The following is a 12,117-nucleotide window of genomic DNA, read 5'->3' as shown; positions in this document are numbered from 1 at the left end:
CGCGCGCTGGGGCCTTTTTCATGGTGCGGCGCGGGTCAGTGCACCGTGCGCGCGAAGCGGAACTCGCCGTCCTCCACTTCCACGGGCACCGTGTCCTTCGGGCCGAACTGGCCTTGCAGGATCAGCTTGGCCACCGGGTTCTCGATGCGCTGCTGGATGGCGCGCTTGAGCGGACGGGCGCCGAATACCGGGTCGAAGCCGACCTTGGCCAGCTCGTCCAACGCGGCCTCGCTGACGGTGAGCAGCATCTCCTGCGCCGCCAGGCGTTGCTCCAGGCCCCGCAGTTGAATGCGGGCGATGGCGCGGATGTGATCGCGGCCCAGCGCGTGGAACACCACGGTTTCGTCGATGCGGTTCAGGAACTCGGGGCGGAAATGGCCCTTGACCTCCTTCATCACGGCGTCGCGGATGACCTCCTCGGGCTCGCCGGCCAGCCCCATGATGTGCTGGGAGCCCAGGTTGCTGGTCATCACGATGACGGTGTTCTTGAAGTCCACGGTGCGGCCTTGGCCGTCGGTCAGGCGGCCGTCGTCCAGCACCTGCAAGAGCACGTTGAACACGTCGGGGTGGGCCTTCTCCACCTCGTCCAAGAGCAGCACGCTGTAGGGCTTGCGTCGCACGGCCTCGGTGAGCGTGCCGCCTTCTTCGTAGCCCACGTAGCCCGGGGGGGCGCCGATGAGGCGGCTGACCGAGTGCTTCTCCATGAACTCGCTCATGTCGATGCGCACGAGGTGGTCGCGGCTGTCGAACAGGAATTCGGCCAGGGCCTTGCACAGCTCGGTCTTGCCCACGCCCGTGGGGCCGAGGAACAGGAAGGAGCCCAAGGGGCGGTTCGGGTCGCTCAGACCGGCGCGGCTGCGGCGGATGGCGTCGGCCACCGCCACGATGGCCTCGTCCTGGCCCACCACGGCCTCGTGCAACTTGCCCTCCATGGCCAGCAGCTTGTCGCGCTCGCCCTGCATGAGCTTGGCGACAGGGATGCCGGTGGCACGCGCCACGACCTCGGCGATCTCTTCGGCACCCACCATGGTGCGCAGCAAGCGGGGCTTGCCGCCGGTCTTGTTGGCCTCCTTGGCCTGGGCCTCGGTCAGGCGCTTTTCCAATTCAGGCAGCTTGCCGTACTGCAGCTCAGCGACCTTCGCCAGGTCGCCCTTGCGCTTGAGTTCTTCGATCTGCGTGCGAACGCGGTCGATCTCTTCCTTGACATGGGCCGAGCCCTGGGCCTGGGCTTTTTCTGACTTCCACAGTTCGTCCAGGTCGGCGGCTTCGCGCTCGAGCTTGGCGATCTCTTCCTCGATCAGGCCCAGGCGCTTGATGGAGGCCTCGTCTTTCTCCTTCTTGACGGCCTCGCGCTCGATCTTGAGCTGGATGAGCCGGCGGTCGAGCTTGTCCATCGCCTCCGGCTTGGAGTCGATCTCGATCTTGATCTTGGCCGCCGCCTCGTCGATGAGGTCGATGGCCTTGTCGGGCAGAAAGCGGTCGGTGATGTAGCGGTGGCTCAGCTCGGCCGCGGCCACGATGGCCGGGTCGGTGATCTCCACGCCGTGGTGCACCTCGTACTTCTCTTGCAAGCCGCGCAGGATGGCCACGGTGGCCTCCACCGTCGGCTCGTCCACCAGCACTTTTTGGAAGCGGCGCTCGAGCGCGGCGTCTTTCTCGACGTACTTGCGGTACTCGTCCAGCGTGGTGGCGCCGATGCAGTGCAACTCGCCGCGCGCCAGCGCCGGTTTGAGCATGTTGCCGGCGTCGATCGAGCCCTCGGCCTTGCCGGCGCCCACCATGGTGTGCAGCTCGTCGATGAAGAGGATCACGCGGCCGGCCTCGGCCGTCACTTCCTTGAGCACGCCCTTGAGCCGCTCTTCGAAGTCGCCGCGGAATTTGGCCCCGGCCAGCAGGCCGGCCATGTCCAGCACCAGCACGCGCTTGTCCTTCAGGCTGTCGGGCACCTCGCCGGCGACGATGCGCTGGGCCAGGCCTTCGACGATGGCCGTCTTGCCCACGCCGGGCTCGCCGATCAGCACCGGGTTGTTCTTGCTGCGGCGCTGCAGCACCTGGATCGTGCGGCGGATCTCGTCGTCGCGGCCGATCACCGGGTCGAGCTTGCCTTCGGCGGCGCGTTCGGTCAGGTCCAGGGTGTACTTCTTCAGCGCCTCGCGCTGGCCTTCGGCCTCGGGGTTGTCGACCTTGTCGCTGCCGCGCACGGCCTTGAGCGCGGCCTCCAGCGCCGGGCGCTTCAGACCGTGCTGGCGGGCCACGCCGGCCAGGTCGGTCTTGGCGTCGGCCAGGGCCAGCAGCACCATCTCGCTGGCTATGTACTGGTCGCCTTGCTTGGCGGCCTCGCGCTCGGCCGCCTGCAGCAGGGCGATGAAGTCGCGCCCCGGCTGCACGGTTTGGTCGCTGCCCTGCACCTCGGGCAGGGCGTCCACCTGCGCCTCCACCGCCGACTTCAGCGGGCCGGTGCGCACGCCGGCGCGCTCCAGCAAGGCCTTGGGCCCATCGGGCTGGGCGAGCATGGCCGCCAGCAGGTGGGCCGGCTCCAGGTAGGGGTTGCCGCGGGTGACGGCCAGGCTCTGGCCGTCGGCCAGGGCTTCTTGCAAACGGGTCGTGAACTTGTCAGGGCGCATGGGTGCCTCCTTGGATGCCCTCGTACATGGGCCTCCAGCTTGGCATTTCAAGCGCCCGGGGTCTTGACCCGCGTCAAAGGCTGCGCGCCACCCAAACGCCCAGGCCGGCGGCCCCCAGCGCCCCCAGCACGTGCACGAGGCTGTGCGCCAGGGCCAGGCCCCAGGCCCCGCGCTGCAGCAGTTGCAGGCTTTCGGCCGAAAAGGCCGAGAAGGTGGTGAGGCCGCCCAAGAAGCCGGTCACCAGCAACAGGCGCCACAGGGACTGGTCGGGCCGCGCCAAGCCCACCAGGGCCAGTCCGATCAAGAAGCCACCAATCAGGTTCACCGCCAACGTGCCCAGCGGAAAGCCGCTCCAGCGTGCGTTCCACAGCAGGCCCACCTGCCAACGCACCAGGGCGCCCGCGGCGGCGCCGACGGCCACGGCCAGCGCGTTCATGCGGCGTTCCTGGCCGCAACGCCCCAGCGGGCCAAGGCCGCGTCGTCGGCCTCGCGGGCGTCCACCCACTGGGCGCCGTCCAGGCCGTGCTCCTTCTTCCAGAACGGGGCTTGGGTCTTCAGGTAGTCGATCAGGAAGGCGCAGCCGTCCAAGGCGGCTTGGCGGTGGGCGCTGTGCGTCAGCACCAGCACGATGGGCTCTCCCACGGCCAGGCGGCCCACGCGGTGCCACACCCGGGCTTGGGCCAGGCCGAAGCGGGCGCAAGCCTCGGCCACCATGGCCTCGATCGCAGCCTCGGTCATGCCGGGGTAGTGCTCCAACTCCAGCGCCTGCAGGCCGCCGCCAGGCGCGTCGCGAACGATCCCCAAAAAGCTGGCGACAGCGCCCACGGCCGGCCCGGCATCGAGGCCGAAGGCTGCACGCAGGTCCAGCGGCGTGGCCTGAATCACGACATTGGGGGGGGTCATGCAGAAATTGTGGCACCCGCCCTCGCGCGGCAAGCGCAAAATGGACCGAACCCTTCGGAAGTCCCTGTGAAGGAAACCAAGATGTCTCAGCCCTCCCCCGCCCTCATCCAGTACGCCCGCGAACACCGCGACCCGCGCAACATCGCGCTGCACTGCTGGGGCGTGCCCATGGTCTGGATGGGCCTGGCCTGGATCTTGGTCGAACGCATGAACCCCATGCCCTGGGCGCTGCTGCTCACCGGCAGCCTGCTGCAGGCCTTGGGCCACGTGTACGAAGGCCGCCGGCCCACGCAAGGCCTGGCCGGCTGGCTGATGGCGCCCCTGTTCGTGGGCCTGCAAGGCCTCAACGGGCTGGGCTGGGGCCACGGCCGCTGGGCCGCGCTGGAGTTGCAAGCGGGCCCGCGCCGCATGCGCGACCTGGCGCTGTGAGCGCGCGCGCTCAGGTCGCTTTGGAAATCGTGATCGTCGGGAACTTGGCCGCGTAGTCCTTGGCCAAGCGGCCCACGGCCACGGCGCTTTGGCGCGCCAGGGCTTTGTACAGCAGCGCCGCCGTGCCCTCGGGCTCGGCCACCACGGGCGGCGTGCCGGCGTCGCTTTGCTCGCGGATGACGCGCTGCAGGGGCAGCGCGCCCAGGTAAGCCAGGCCCAACTCGGCGGCCATGGTTTTGCCCCCGTCGGCGCCGAAGATGGCCTCGCTGTGGCCGCAGTTCGGGCAGCAGTAGATGGCCATGTTTTCCACCAAGCCGAGGATGGGCACGCCCACCTTCTCGAACATCTTGATGGCCTTCTTGGCGTCGATCAGCGCAATGTCTTGCGGCGTGGTGACGATGAGCGCGCCCGTCACCGGCACGCGCTGGGCCAGGGTCAATTGGATGTCGCCGGTGCCCGGCGGCAGGTCCACCACGAGGTAGTCCAGGTCCTGCCAGTGGGTTTGGCGCAGCAACTGCTCCAGCGCGCCGGTGGCCATGGGGCCGCGCCAGATCATGGCCTGGTCCTCCGGCACCAAGAAGCCGATGCTCATCACCTGCACGCCGTGGGCGATCAGGGGCTCCATGGTCTTGCCATCGGCGCTCTCGGGCCGCTGGCCGGGCACGCCCATCATCAGGGGCACACTGGGGCCGTAGATGTCGGCGTCCAGCAGGCCCACACGGGCGCCTTCGGCCTGCAGGGCCAGGGCCAGGTTGGCGGCGGTGGTGCTCTTGCCAACGCCGCCCTTGCCCGAAGCCACGGCGATCAGGTTCTTCACGCCCGGCAGGGGCTGCAGGCCGCGCTGCACGGCGTGCGCCACGATCTTCTGGGTCACGGTCACGCGCACCGGCCCCAGGCCTTGGGCGTTCAGCGCTTCGGTCAATCCGGCCGCCAAAGCGCCATGCTGGCTCAGCGCGGGGTAGCTCAACTCGATGGCCAGTTCCACGGCGCCGTCGGCGGCCAAGGTCACGGCCTTGACCTGCTTGCTGGCGGACCAGCTTTGGGCCGCGATGGGGTCTTGCAAGCCCGTCAGGGCGTGGTGGATGGCGTCGAGGCGGGCGCTGCTCATGGGGGTCACTTTCGGCAAGGGGCGGCAGTGTAGAAGCCGAGCCCAGGCCCCAGTGCAAACCCCTATTTTGATCATTTAGTCATTTTGTTCTGCCGTTTTGATTCATTGGCATCGCCCTTTGCTTCATTTGTTGCGCTTCCGATTGACACGACGCCTCGCGACACTGCCTTCCATCGCAGCAAGCCTTGAGTTGCCCATGACGAACCGCACCCCCACCACCGCCGCCCAAACCGTTCAAAACGCCCTGACCACGACCTTCGTCAACGTCGACGACATGGTCCAGATCGTTCAACGCAAGGGCCTGACGGCGTGCTTGGTGGGCGTGGCCGATCGCATCGAGCAAGAGTTCTTGCGCTGGGAGGCTTTCGACAAGAGCGCCCGCCTGGCCTTCCATTCGACCGACGGCGTGGTGGAACTGATGCCCATCGCCGACGACCGCCAGTTCAGCTTCAAGTACGTCAACGGCCACCCGAAGAACACCCGCTTCGGCCTGCCCACGGTGATGGCCTTCGGCCTGATCGCCGACGTGGACACCGGCGCGCCCCGCTTCCTGAGCGAACTGACGCTGACCACCGCCATCCGCACCGCCGCCATGTCGGCCCTGGCCGCCAAGAAGTTGGCCCGCCCGGCCAGCCGCACCATGGCCTTGATCGGCAATGGCGCGCAAAGCGAGTTTCAGGCCCTGGCCTTCCGCGACATCGTCGGCATCGACACCTTGCACCTGTTCGACGTGGACCCCGCCGCCACCGCCAAATTGGTGAGCAACCTGCAAGGCCAAGGCCTGACGCTGAAGGTCTTCGCCAGCACCGCCGAAGCGGTGAAGGGCGTGGACATCATCACCACGGTGACGGCCGACAAAACCAACGCCACCATCATCACGCCCGAGATGATCGAGCCCGGCATGCACGTCAACGGCGTGGGCGGCGACTGCCCCGGCAAGACCGAGTTGCACCGTGGCGTGCTGGAACTGGGCGCCGTGTTCTGCGAGTTCGAGCCGCAGTCGCGCATCGAAGGCGACATGCAGCAAATGCCGGCCGACTTCCCCGTGACCGAGTTCTGGCGCGTGCTGGCCGGCCAAGCCGCTGGCCGCGTGAGCGACACCCAGGTGACGGTGTTCGACTCGGTGGGCTTTGCGCTGGAAGACTTCGCCGCCCTGGCCTTCATGCAGGACGCCGCCCGCGAACTGGGCATCGGGCAGCCCATCGTGCTGGTGCCGCAGTCGGAAGACCCGAAGAACCTGTTCGGCCTGCTGCGCACGCAGCCCACGGCCAAGGTGCTGCCCATCGCCGCGAAGCAGGCCGCCTGAGGCCTCACGTCGCGCTGTGCGACGAACGGTGTCAACGACGGGCCGCGAGGCCCGTTGTCGCTTCACCGGCAGGGTTGCCGGCTTGGAGCCTGAATTGAACGCAGTTCGAGTGGCCGTTCGCGGTCTGGTGTTGTTGTCCGTGGCCAGCTTGATGACCGGCTGCATCGTGATCCCAGGTGGCCACCGCCACCACCACGGTCATGGCCACGCTGCCGTCGTCGTCCCCGTCAAAGTGGAACGCCGGGACGATCGGCGCTACGGTGACGGCCGCGGCCACCGCCAGTACCGGGACTACCGAGACGACAGCGGCCCGCGCCGCTGGTGATCAGTCGCAGGCGGCGCTGCCGCAGGCGCTGACCTGCGCAGCGCCCACGCCGTGGGCGCGCATCACCTCCACCAAAGGCGCGTCCATGCCGTCCACGTGCTGGGGGAACCACTCCGCCAACGCCGGCATCAAGCGGTGCAGCGGGTCGGTGTCGAGCTTTTCGGTGACGTGCTTGCGCACCTCGCGCATCAGCTCCAACACCATGGCGTGCTGCCGCGTGTGGCAGTTCTCGGGGGCGTAGCCCAGGGCGGCCATCTGGGCGTCCTCCATGCCGAAATGCGCTTCGGTGTGGGCGATCAGGGCGTCCAGGCCCGGCAGGCCATCGCCGCCCGCGTCCAGCAGGTCGGCCAGGGCGTTGAGTTGCTCGATGAACTCGACGTGGGTGCGGTCCATCACCTCGTGTTGCAGGGCGATGCCCTCGGACCATGCGATCAGTGCCATGGGCAAAGCCTAGCGCCTTGGCGTCCGAGTCGCCTTGGCTTGGGTCAAGTCAGCGGAACGTGGCCAGCAGGATGTTGGTTTCGGTGTTGGCGATGCCCTTGATGAGCCGAATGCGCTCCAGCACCTTGCTCAGCTCGCCCATGCTTTCGGCGCGCAACTCGGCCAGCAGGTCCCAGCGGCCGTTGGTGTCGTGCAGGGCTTCCACGCCCGGCTCGCCCAGCAGGCTGGCGGTGACGGCGCGGGTCTGGTTGCCTTCCACCAGCACGCCCATCCAGGCGCGGATGTGCGTGGGCTCGGCGTCGGGCTTCAGGCGCACCGTGTAGCCCACGATGACCTGCTCGTCCTCGAGTTTGCGCAGGCGGTTGGTGACGGTGCCGCGGCTGACGCCCAACTTGGCGGCGAGCGTCGCCACGCTCATGCGGGCATCCTGGCGCAGCAGGGCGATCAGTCGGCGGTCGGTGTCGTCCATGGCGGGGGCTCAACGAAAGCGGTCGATCTCGCGGGCCAGGTAGAACCACTCGTTCCCGGCCTGGGCCTTGGCGTTGGGGAACACGATGCAGCCGCGCCAATCGCCGTCGGGTGCGTGCACCGACTCGCCGCTGGCGCGGTGGCCGATGAGCTGGCCCGGCTGCAACCGGTCGAAGCTGGTCCAGGGCTGGACGAAGGCGTCGTCGACGTGCTGCTTGTCTTCCACGTGGTGCAGGCGCAGGCCGGCCATGGACTGCACCGGCGGGACCTCGCCCTCGATCAACCCAAAGTGCACCAGCGTGTTGACGATGGCGCGGTAGGCCACCTCGGGGCCGGCGGGGTCCTCGTGCTGACCGCACTCCAGCGTGAGGGCCATGCCGCCGGTGCGGCGCATCCACTCGGTGGTGCCCACGCCGTAGCTCTCGTCCACGTCCACCGCGCTGCCCACGGCGGCGCCCTTGATGCGGGCGCGGCGCTGGGCCACGCCGTTGGCGTAGGTGTCCAGCCAACCGTCCACGCCGCGCTGCACGCCCAGCACCTTGGCCCACGCCAATTCCTGCGTACTCTGGGTGAAGGGCTGCAGCGGGCCCTCGTTGTCCAGCGGGCCGACCATCACGAAGGGCTGGCCTTGGGCTTGGAAGCTGTGCAGGTCCAGCAGCACCTGGTGCTCGGCCATCAGCGGGCACAGCCAGTTGGCGATGTGGTCTTCGAACTCTTGCGGCGCGTGAGTGGGCTGCAGGCGGCGGTTGAGGTTGCGGTCGCCGTTGCGTTGCTGCTTTTGGTAGGCCAGCGGGTTGGTGATGGGCACGAAGGTGACCAGGCCGCGCAGCAGGCGGCGCTCGTCGCGCTCGAACTCGGCCACCAGGCGGCGGATGGCCTGGGTGCCGCACACCTCGTTGCCGTGCACGGCACCGGTGACGAGCAGGCGCGGCCCGGGCTGGACGGCGCTGAACTGGATGCGTTGGAACGAATGCATGGCGCGTGAGTGTGCCAGCCAGGCCTTCGCGCCTGGGCATCCCCGCTGCCGTTCAGGCATAGGCCAAGGTTATGGGCGCTGCGGCCCCTTTCATTGGCTCGGGTATTGGGGCTCCCTTAGCCTGACCGACCTTTGGAGACGACAAATCAGCGCATGCAACAACAGGTGGTGGTGATCGGCGGCGGCATCGTGGGCGTGACCACGGCCTGGGCCTTGCTGGAGGCCGGCCATCGCGTCACCTTGGTGGAGCGCGCCGGCGAGCTGGCCACGGGCGCCAGCCACGCCAACGGCGGGCAGCTGAGCTACCGCTACGTTTCGCCGCTGGCCGACGAAGGCGTGCCCCTCAAAGCCCTGAAGTGGCTGCTGGACCCGCACGGTCCGCTGCGCTTCCGGCTCGAGGCCGACCCGCACCAGTGGCGCTGGATGGCAAGCTTCCTGGCCAAGTGCCGGGCCGGCGTGAACCGCGTGACCACCCAGCGCCTGCTGGCCTTGGGCGCCTTCAGCCAGCGCACCTTCGGCACCTGGGATTCGGCCGGTCTGCTGGACGAGGTGCAGCTGCGCAGCCCCGGCAAGCTGGTGATTTACCGCCAATCGGCCGAGTTCGCCCGGGTGCGATCCAAACTGCCCCCAGGCGGGCCCGAGCGCGCGCTGGATGCGGCCGAGTGCATCGCGCTCGAACCCGCGCTGGCCCAGAACACCCTGCCCCTGGCGGGCGGCATCTTCACCGAGGGCGAGGCCGTGGCCGACTGCCACCGCGTGTGCCAGCGCCTGGGCGAGCGGCTTCGACTGCATCCGAACTTCCAGGGCGTGGTGCACGACGAGGCCTTGGGCTTCGAGGTGGCCCTGGGCCGCGCCCGCGCCCTGCGCACCCAAGGCGGCATGGTGGGGGGCGACGCCTTCGTCATCGCTGCCGGCCTGCACAGCCGCGCGCTGGCCCGCACGCTGGACCTGCAACTGCCCTTGTATCCCCTGAAGGGCTACAGCCTGACCGCCCCCATCGGCGCCGGCCACCGCGCGCCCGAGGTCAGCGTCACCGACTTCGAGAAAAAGATCTTGTACGCGCGCATCGGCCAGGACCTGCGGGTGGCCGCCATGGTGGACCTGGTGGGCGACGACGAGCGCATCGACCCGCAGCGCATCGCCTCGCTGCAGCGCTGGGTGGCCGCCACCTTCCCGCAGGCCGCCGACCACGCCCAGGCCCGCACCTGGGCCGGACTGCGCCCCGCCACGCCCAGCGGCGCGCCCATCGTGGGCCCCACGCCCACCCCGGGGGTGTGGCTCAACGTCGGCCATGGCGCCTTGGGCTTCACCTTCAGCTTCGCCACGGCGGCCATCACCGCGGCCTTGGTGTCGGGGCGGGAGTCGCCGCTGCCGCTGGACGGGCTGACGCTCGCCGCGGCCTGAAGCGCCCGCGACCGAACGCCCGACACTGCGCGGCATGCCGCTCACTGCCGACACCCTGGCCCGGGCCCTGCGCGCCGCCGTGCAGGCGCAGGCGCTGCACCTCAGCCCCGACGCGATGCGCGGTGGCCAGCCGATGGCGCACCCGCCGAGCGTGGACCTGGCGGTCGTGGCCTTTCCGTCCGGCGGCCCGCCTGTGGGCGCCAACGTGCTGTTGTCGCGCGAGCACCCCGAAGGCCACGTGGCGGCCCTGCCCGCCGACTTCGGCCCCGTGCAAGGCCTGCGCTTCGACGCCGATCGCCAGGACGCCGACGGCAACTCCATCGCCTGGTGGCCCGACACCGACTGGCGCACCCTGCCCTGGGAGCCGCTGTGGGGCGCGGGGCCTGCGCGCTTCGTCGCGCCCTACCCGGCCTCGGTGCTGAAGCTGCAAGTGGCGGTGGGGGTGGCGCTGGTGCTTCCTGTGAATGGCTGGTCCCAGGCCTGGACCCACGCCGGACGCGAGCGCCCGCTGCGCGACTGGCTGTTCGACATGCTGGCCGTGAGCTGCAACACCAGCACCTCGGCCCTGGTCGCCTGGCTGCACGCCCAAGGGGCCTTGCGCACCGACGGTCACGACGCCCTGCACCGCCTGTGGGCCGCCCTGCAACTGCCCACGTTCCGCCTGAAGGGCACCCAGCCCGATGGCGGTTGGGGCAACGCCGCCGGCGCTGGCGTGGGCCGCATCCAAATGACCGCCTGGGACACCGTTCGCCTGATGTGGTGGCTGGACCCGGACGCGCCCGCCGCCCCCTGGCTGTCGCCCGACGCGCCCCGGCTGCCTGAGCCCCATCGCCAAGAGCTGCTGCGCGGCCTGCGCGGCCAAGGGCTGGACATCGTGCTCAGCAGCGCCACCCTGGCCGGCCTGCCCGGCTGGGTGGAGGGCATCCCGGCCCAGGTGCAGCCGGGCTGGGTCCAGCCCGACGGCCGTTGGCGGGCCGACGACCGCGACTACCCCCCGGCCGTACGGCCGCGCACCGAGCAAGTGCGCTTCGCGCACAAGATCGGCAACACCGAGAACTACGCGGCCGACGCCGGCATCGTGCAGGCGCTGCAAACGGGCGGCCGCCACTACCTGATCGCCCTTTTCAGCAACCTGGGCCAGCGCTACGCGCCCCACCCGCGGGCCGCCGGGCCTTGGGGCCTGCCGGCCCTGGGCGCGGCGGTGGACGCCTTCCTGACCGAGTCGCTCGCATGACCACGCCCTTGATCCCTGCCCTGCCGCCCGGCGCCTGCCTCGGCATCGTCGCCCCCGCCGGTCCGCCCAAGCCCGGCGTGCTGGAGCGGGTCGCCCCCTTGGTGCAGCGCCTGGGCTTCGTGTCCAAGCGCTTCCCCGGCTGTGCCGGGCCCGCGCACCTGGGCCACCTGGCCGCCGACGACGAACGGCGCTTGCAGGACCTGCACGCCGCCTTGGCCGACCCCGAGGTGCACGCCCTGCTGTGCCTGCGCGGCGGCTATGGCTGCATCCGCATCGCCGACCGGGTGGACCTGGGCCTCGTCGGTCGCGCCGCCAAGCCCCTGATCGGCTACAGCGACATCACCACCCTGCACGGCCTGTGGGCGCGCGCCGGCCTGCCGGCCTGGCACGCGCCCATGCCGGCGTCCGACTGGGTCAAAGACGGCGGCTGGCCCGACGCCGAGCACCTGGCCGCGGCCTTGCAACGCGGCGTGTGGGCCGGCGATGTGCAGCAGGCCGAGGGCCCCGCGCATCCGCTGGACCAAGGGGGCGTGGTCGAAGGCCGCCTGCTGGGCGGCAACCTGTCGGTCATCGTCAGTGGGCTGCACACCCCGGCCGACCCCGACTGGCGCGGCGCGGTCCTGTTCTTGGAAGACGTGTCCGAGGACCCCTACCGCGTGGACCGCTACCTGACCCAGCTGCGCCTGGCCGGCGTGTTGGACGCCGTGGCCGGCTTCGTGCTGGGCGGCTTCAGCGAGGCCGACAGCGCCGACGCCGTGCTGGCCGATGCCTTGGCCCCCCTGGCCAAGCCGGTGCTGGCCGGCTGGCCGGCCGGCCACGTCCAGCCCCACCGCGCCCTGCCCCTGGGCCTTCGCGTGCGCCTGGACGTGCCGGCGCGGCGGCTGACCTGGCTCGACTGA

At 70.0% G+C, this 12,117-nt stretch carries 13 protein-coding genes; 6 read left to right on the top strand and 7 right to left on the bottom strand.

Features of this window, described 5'->3' with window-relative positions; genetic code table 11:
• Positions 1–35: 35 nt before the first annotated feature.
• From clpB to EOD73_RS00795, 3 genes are all read right to left on the bottom strand, one after another.
• On the bottom strand, positions 36–2,624 hold the full coding sequence (gene clpB / locus EOD73_RS00805; RefSeq protein WP_127679929.1) for an ATP-dependent chaperone ClpB: 2,589 nt from the start codon (positions 2,622–2,624) through the stop codon (positions 36–38).
• Positions 2,625–2,697: 73 nt separating this feature from the next.
• A complete protein-coding gene (crcB, locus tag EOD73_RS00800; protein WP_127679927.1) occupies positions 2,698–3,060 on the bottom strand; it encodes a fluoride efflux transporter CrcB in 363 nt (120 codons plus the stop codon).
• The gene (locus EOD73_RS00795; protein ID WP_127679925.1) at positions 3,057–3,527 is read right to left on the bottom strand and encodes a molybdenum cofactor biosynthesis protein MoaE; all 471 of its coding nucleotides are present in this window, start codon (positions 3,525–3,527) and stop codon (positions 3,057–3,059) included. Before EOD73_RS00795 ends, crcB begins: the two co-directional genes overlap by 4 nt.
• Positions 3,528–3,608: 81 nt before the next feature.
• Between EOD73_RS00795 and EOD73_RS00790 the strand changes: the two genes are divergently transcribed.
• Entirely contained in the window at positions 3,609–3,956 is a 348-nt protein-coding gene (locus EOD73_RS00790; RefSeq protein ID WP_127679923.1) for an Mpo1-like protein, read from the top strand.
• Positions 3,957–3,966: 10 nt separating this feature from the next.
• Here EOD73_RS00790 and apbC read toward each other — a convergent pair whose 3' ends face one another.
• The gene (apbC, locus tag EOD73_RS00785) at positions 3,967–5,064 is read right to left on the bottom strand and encodes an iron-sulfur cluster carrier protein ApbC (protein ID WP_127679921.1); all 1,098 of its coding nucleotides are present in this window, start codon (positions 5,062–5,064) and stop codon (positions 3,967–3,969) included.
• Between the two features lie 196 nt (positions 5,065–5,260).
• On the opposite strand from apbC, the gene ocd reads away from it, so the two are divergent.
• Together ocd and EOD73_RS00775 are read left to right on the top strand one after the other, a co-directional pair.
• Positions 5,261–6,370: an ornithine cyclodeaminase gene (gene ocd, locus EOD73_RS00780; RefSeq protein ID WP_127679919.1), complete on the top strand. Its 1,110-nt coding sequence runs from the start codon at positions 5,261–5,263 to the stop codon at positions 6,368–6,370.
• Positions 6,371–6,464: 94 nt separating this feature from the next.
• Positions 6,465–6,695 carry a hypothetical protein gene (locus EOD73_RS00775; RefSeq protein ID WP_127679917.1) on the top strand — a complete coding sequence of 77 codons (231 nt, stop codon included), beginning with the start codon at positions 6,465–6,467 and terminating at the stop codon, positions 6,693–6,695.
• On the opposite strand, the gene EOD73_RS00770 is transcribed toward EOD73_RS00775, so the two are convergent.
• Genes EOD73_RS00770 through EOD73_RS00760 form a run of 3 tightly spaced genes read right to left on the bottom strand, consistent with a single transcriptional unit; the run spans position 6,696 to position 8,580 of the window.
• A complete protein-coding gene (locus EOD73_RS00770; protein WP_127679915.1) occupies positions 6,696–7,136 on the bottom strand; it encodes a hemerythrin domain-containing protein in 441 nt (146 codons plus the stop codon).
• Between the two features lie 49 nt (positions 7,137–7,185).
• Positions 7,186–7,605 carry an Lrp/AsnC family transcriptional regulator gene (locus EOD73_RS00765; protein ID WP_127679912.1) on the bottom strand — a complete coding sequence of 140 codons (420 nt, stop codon included), beginning with the start codon at positions 7,603–7,605 and terminating at the stop codon, positions 7,186–7,188.
• A gap of 9 nt (positions 7,606–7,614) precedes the next feature.
• Positions 7,615–8,580 (bottom strand): M14 family metallopeptidase, encoded by a 966-nt coding sequence (locus EOD73_RS00760; RefSeq protein ID WP_127679909.1) that lies wholly within the window; start codon positions 8,578–8,580, stop codon positions 7,615–7,617.
• Positions 8,581–8,733: 153 nt separating this feature from the next.
• Between EOD73_RS00760 and EOD73_RS00755 the strand changes: the two genes are divergently transcribed.
• From EOD73_RS00755 to EOD73_RS00745, 3 genes are read left to right on the top strand one after another with little or no spacing between them, the layout of a single operon-like run.
• Positions 8,734–9,984 carry a D-amino acid dehydrogenase gene (locus EOD73_RS00755; RefSeq protein ID WP_127679907.1) on the top strand — a complete coding sequence of 417 codons (1,251 nt, stop codon included), beginning with the start codon at positions 8,734–8,736 and terminating at the stop codon, positions 9,982–9,984.
• 34 nt (positions 9,985–10,018) lie between these two features.
• A complete protein-coding gene (locus EOD73_RS00750) occupies positions 10,019–11,218 on the top strand; it encodes a serine hydrolase (protein ID WP_127679905.1) in 1,200 nt (399 codons plus the stop codon).
• A complete protein-coding gene (locus tag EOD73_RS00745) occupies positions 11,215–12,117 on the top strand; it encodes a S66 peptidase family protein (RefSeq protein WP_127679903.1) in 903 nt (300 codons plus the stop codon). Before EOD73_RS00750 ends, EOD73_RS00745 begins: the two co-directional genes overlap by 4 nt.

Origin of the sequence: Inhella crocodyli (assembly GCF_004004565.1) — a bacterium.
Classification (GTDB): domain Bacteria; phylum Pseudomonadota; class Gammaproteobacteria; order Burkholderiales; family Burkholderiaceae_C; genus Inhella; species Inhella crocodyli.
Note: the sequence above shows the minus strand (reverse complement) of the source record. Positions and strands in the feature narration are given on the sequence as shown.

What these genes read in the sequence shown, in the direction of transcription:
- EOD73_RS00750 (WP_127679905.1), top strand. Translation starts at nt 10,019, where the DNA reads ATGCCGCTCACTGCCGACACCCTGGCCCGGGCCCTGCGCGCCGCCGTG.
- clpB (WP_127679929.1), bottom strand. Translation starts at nt 2,624, where the DNA reads ATGCGCCCTGACAAGTTCACGACCCGTTTGCAAGAAGCCCTGGCCGAC.
- EOD73_RS00755 (WP_127679907.1), top strand. Translation starts at nt 8,734, where the DNA reads ATGCAACAACAGGTGGTGGTGATCGGCGGCGGCATCGTGGGCGTGACC.
- EOD73_RS00745 (WP_127679903.1), top strand. Translation starts at nt 11,215, where the DNA reads ATGACCACGCCCTTGATCCCTGCCCTGCCGCCCGGCGCCTGCCTCGGC.
- EOD73_RS00765 (WP_127679912.1), bottom strand. Translation starts at nt 7,605, where the DNA reads ATGGACGACACCGACCGCCGACTGATCGCCCTGCTGCGCCAGGATGCC.
- apbC (WP_127679921.1), bottom strand. Translation starts at nt 5,064, where the DNA reads ATGAGCAGCGCCCGCCTCGACGCCATCCACCACGCCCTGACGGGCTTG.
- ocd (WP_127679919.1), top strand. Translation starts at nt 5,261, where the DNA reads ATGACGAACCGCACCCCCACCACCGCCGCCCAAACCGTTCAAAACGCC.
- EOD73_RS00770 (WP_127679915.1), bottom strand. Translation starts at nt 7,136, where the DNA reads ATGGCACTGATCGCATGGTCCGAGGGCATCGCCCTGCAACACGAGGTG.
- EOD73_RS00795 (WP_127679925.1), bottom strand. Translation starts at nt 3,527, where the DNA reads ATGACCCCCCCCAATGTCGTGATTCAGGCCACGCCGCTGGACCTGCGT.
- crcB (WP_127679927.1), bottom strand. Translation starts at nt 3,060, where the DNA reads ATGAACGCGCTGGCCGTGGCCGTCGGCGCCGCCGCGGGCGCCCTGGTG.
- EOD73_RS00790 (WP_127679923.1), top strand. Translation starts at nt 3,609, where the DNA reads ATGTCTCAGCCCTCCCCCGCCCTCATCCAGTACGCCCGCGAACACCGC.
- EOD73_RS00760 (WP_127679909.1), bottom strand. Translation starts at nt 8,580, where the DNA reads ATGCATTCGTTCCAACGCATCCAGTTCAGCGCCGTCCAGCCCGGGCCG.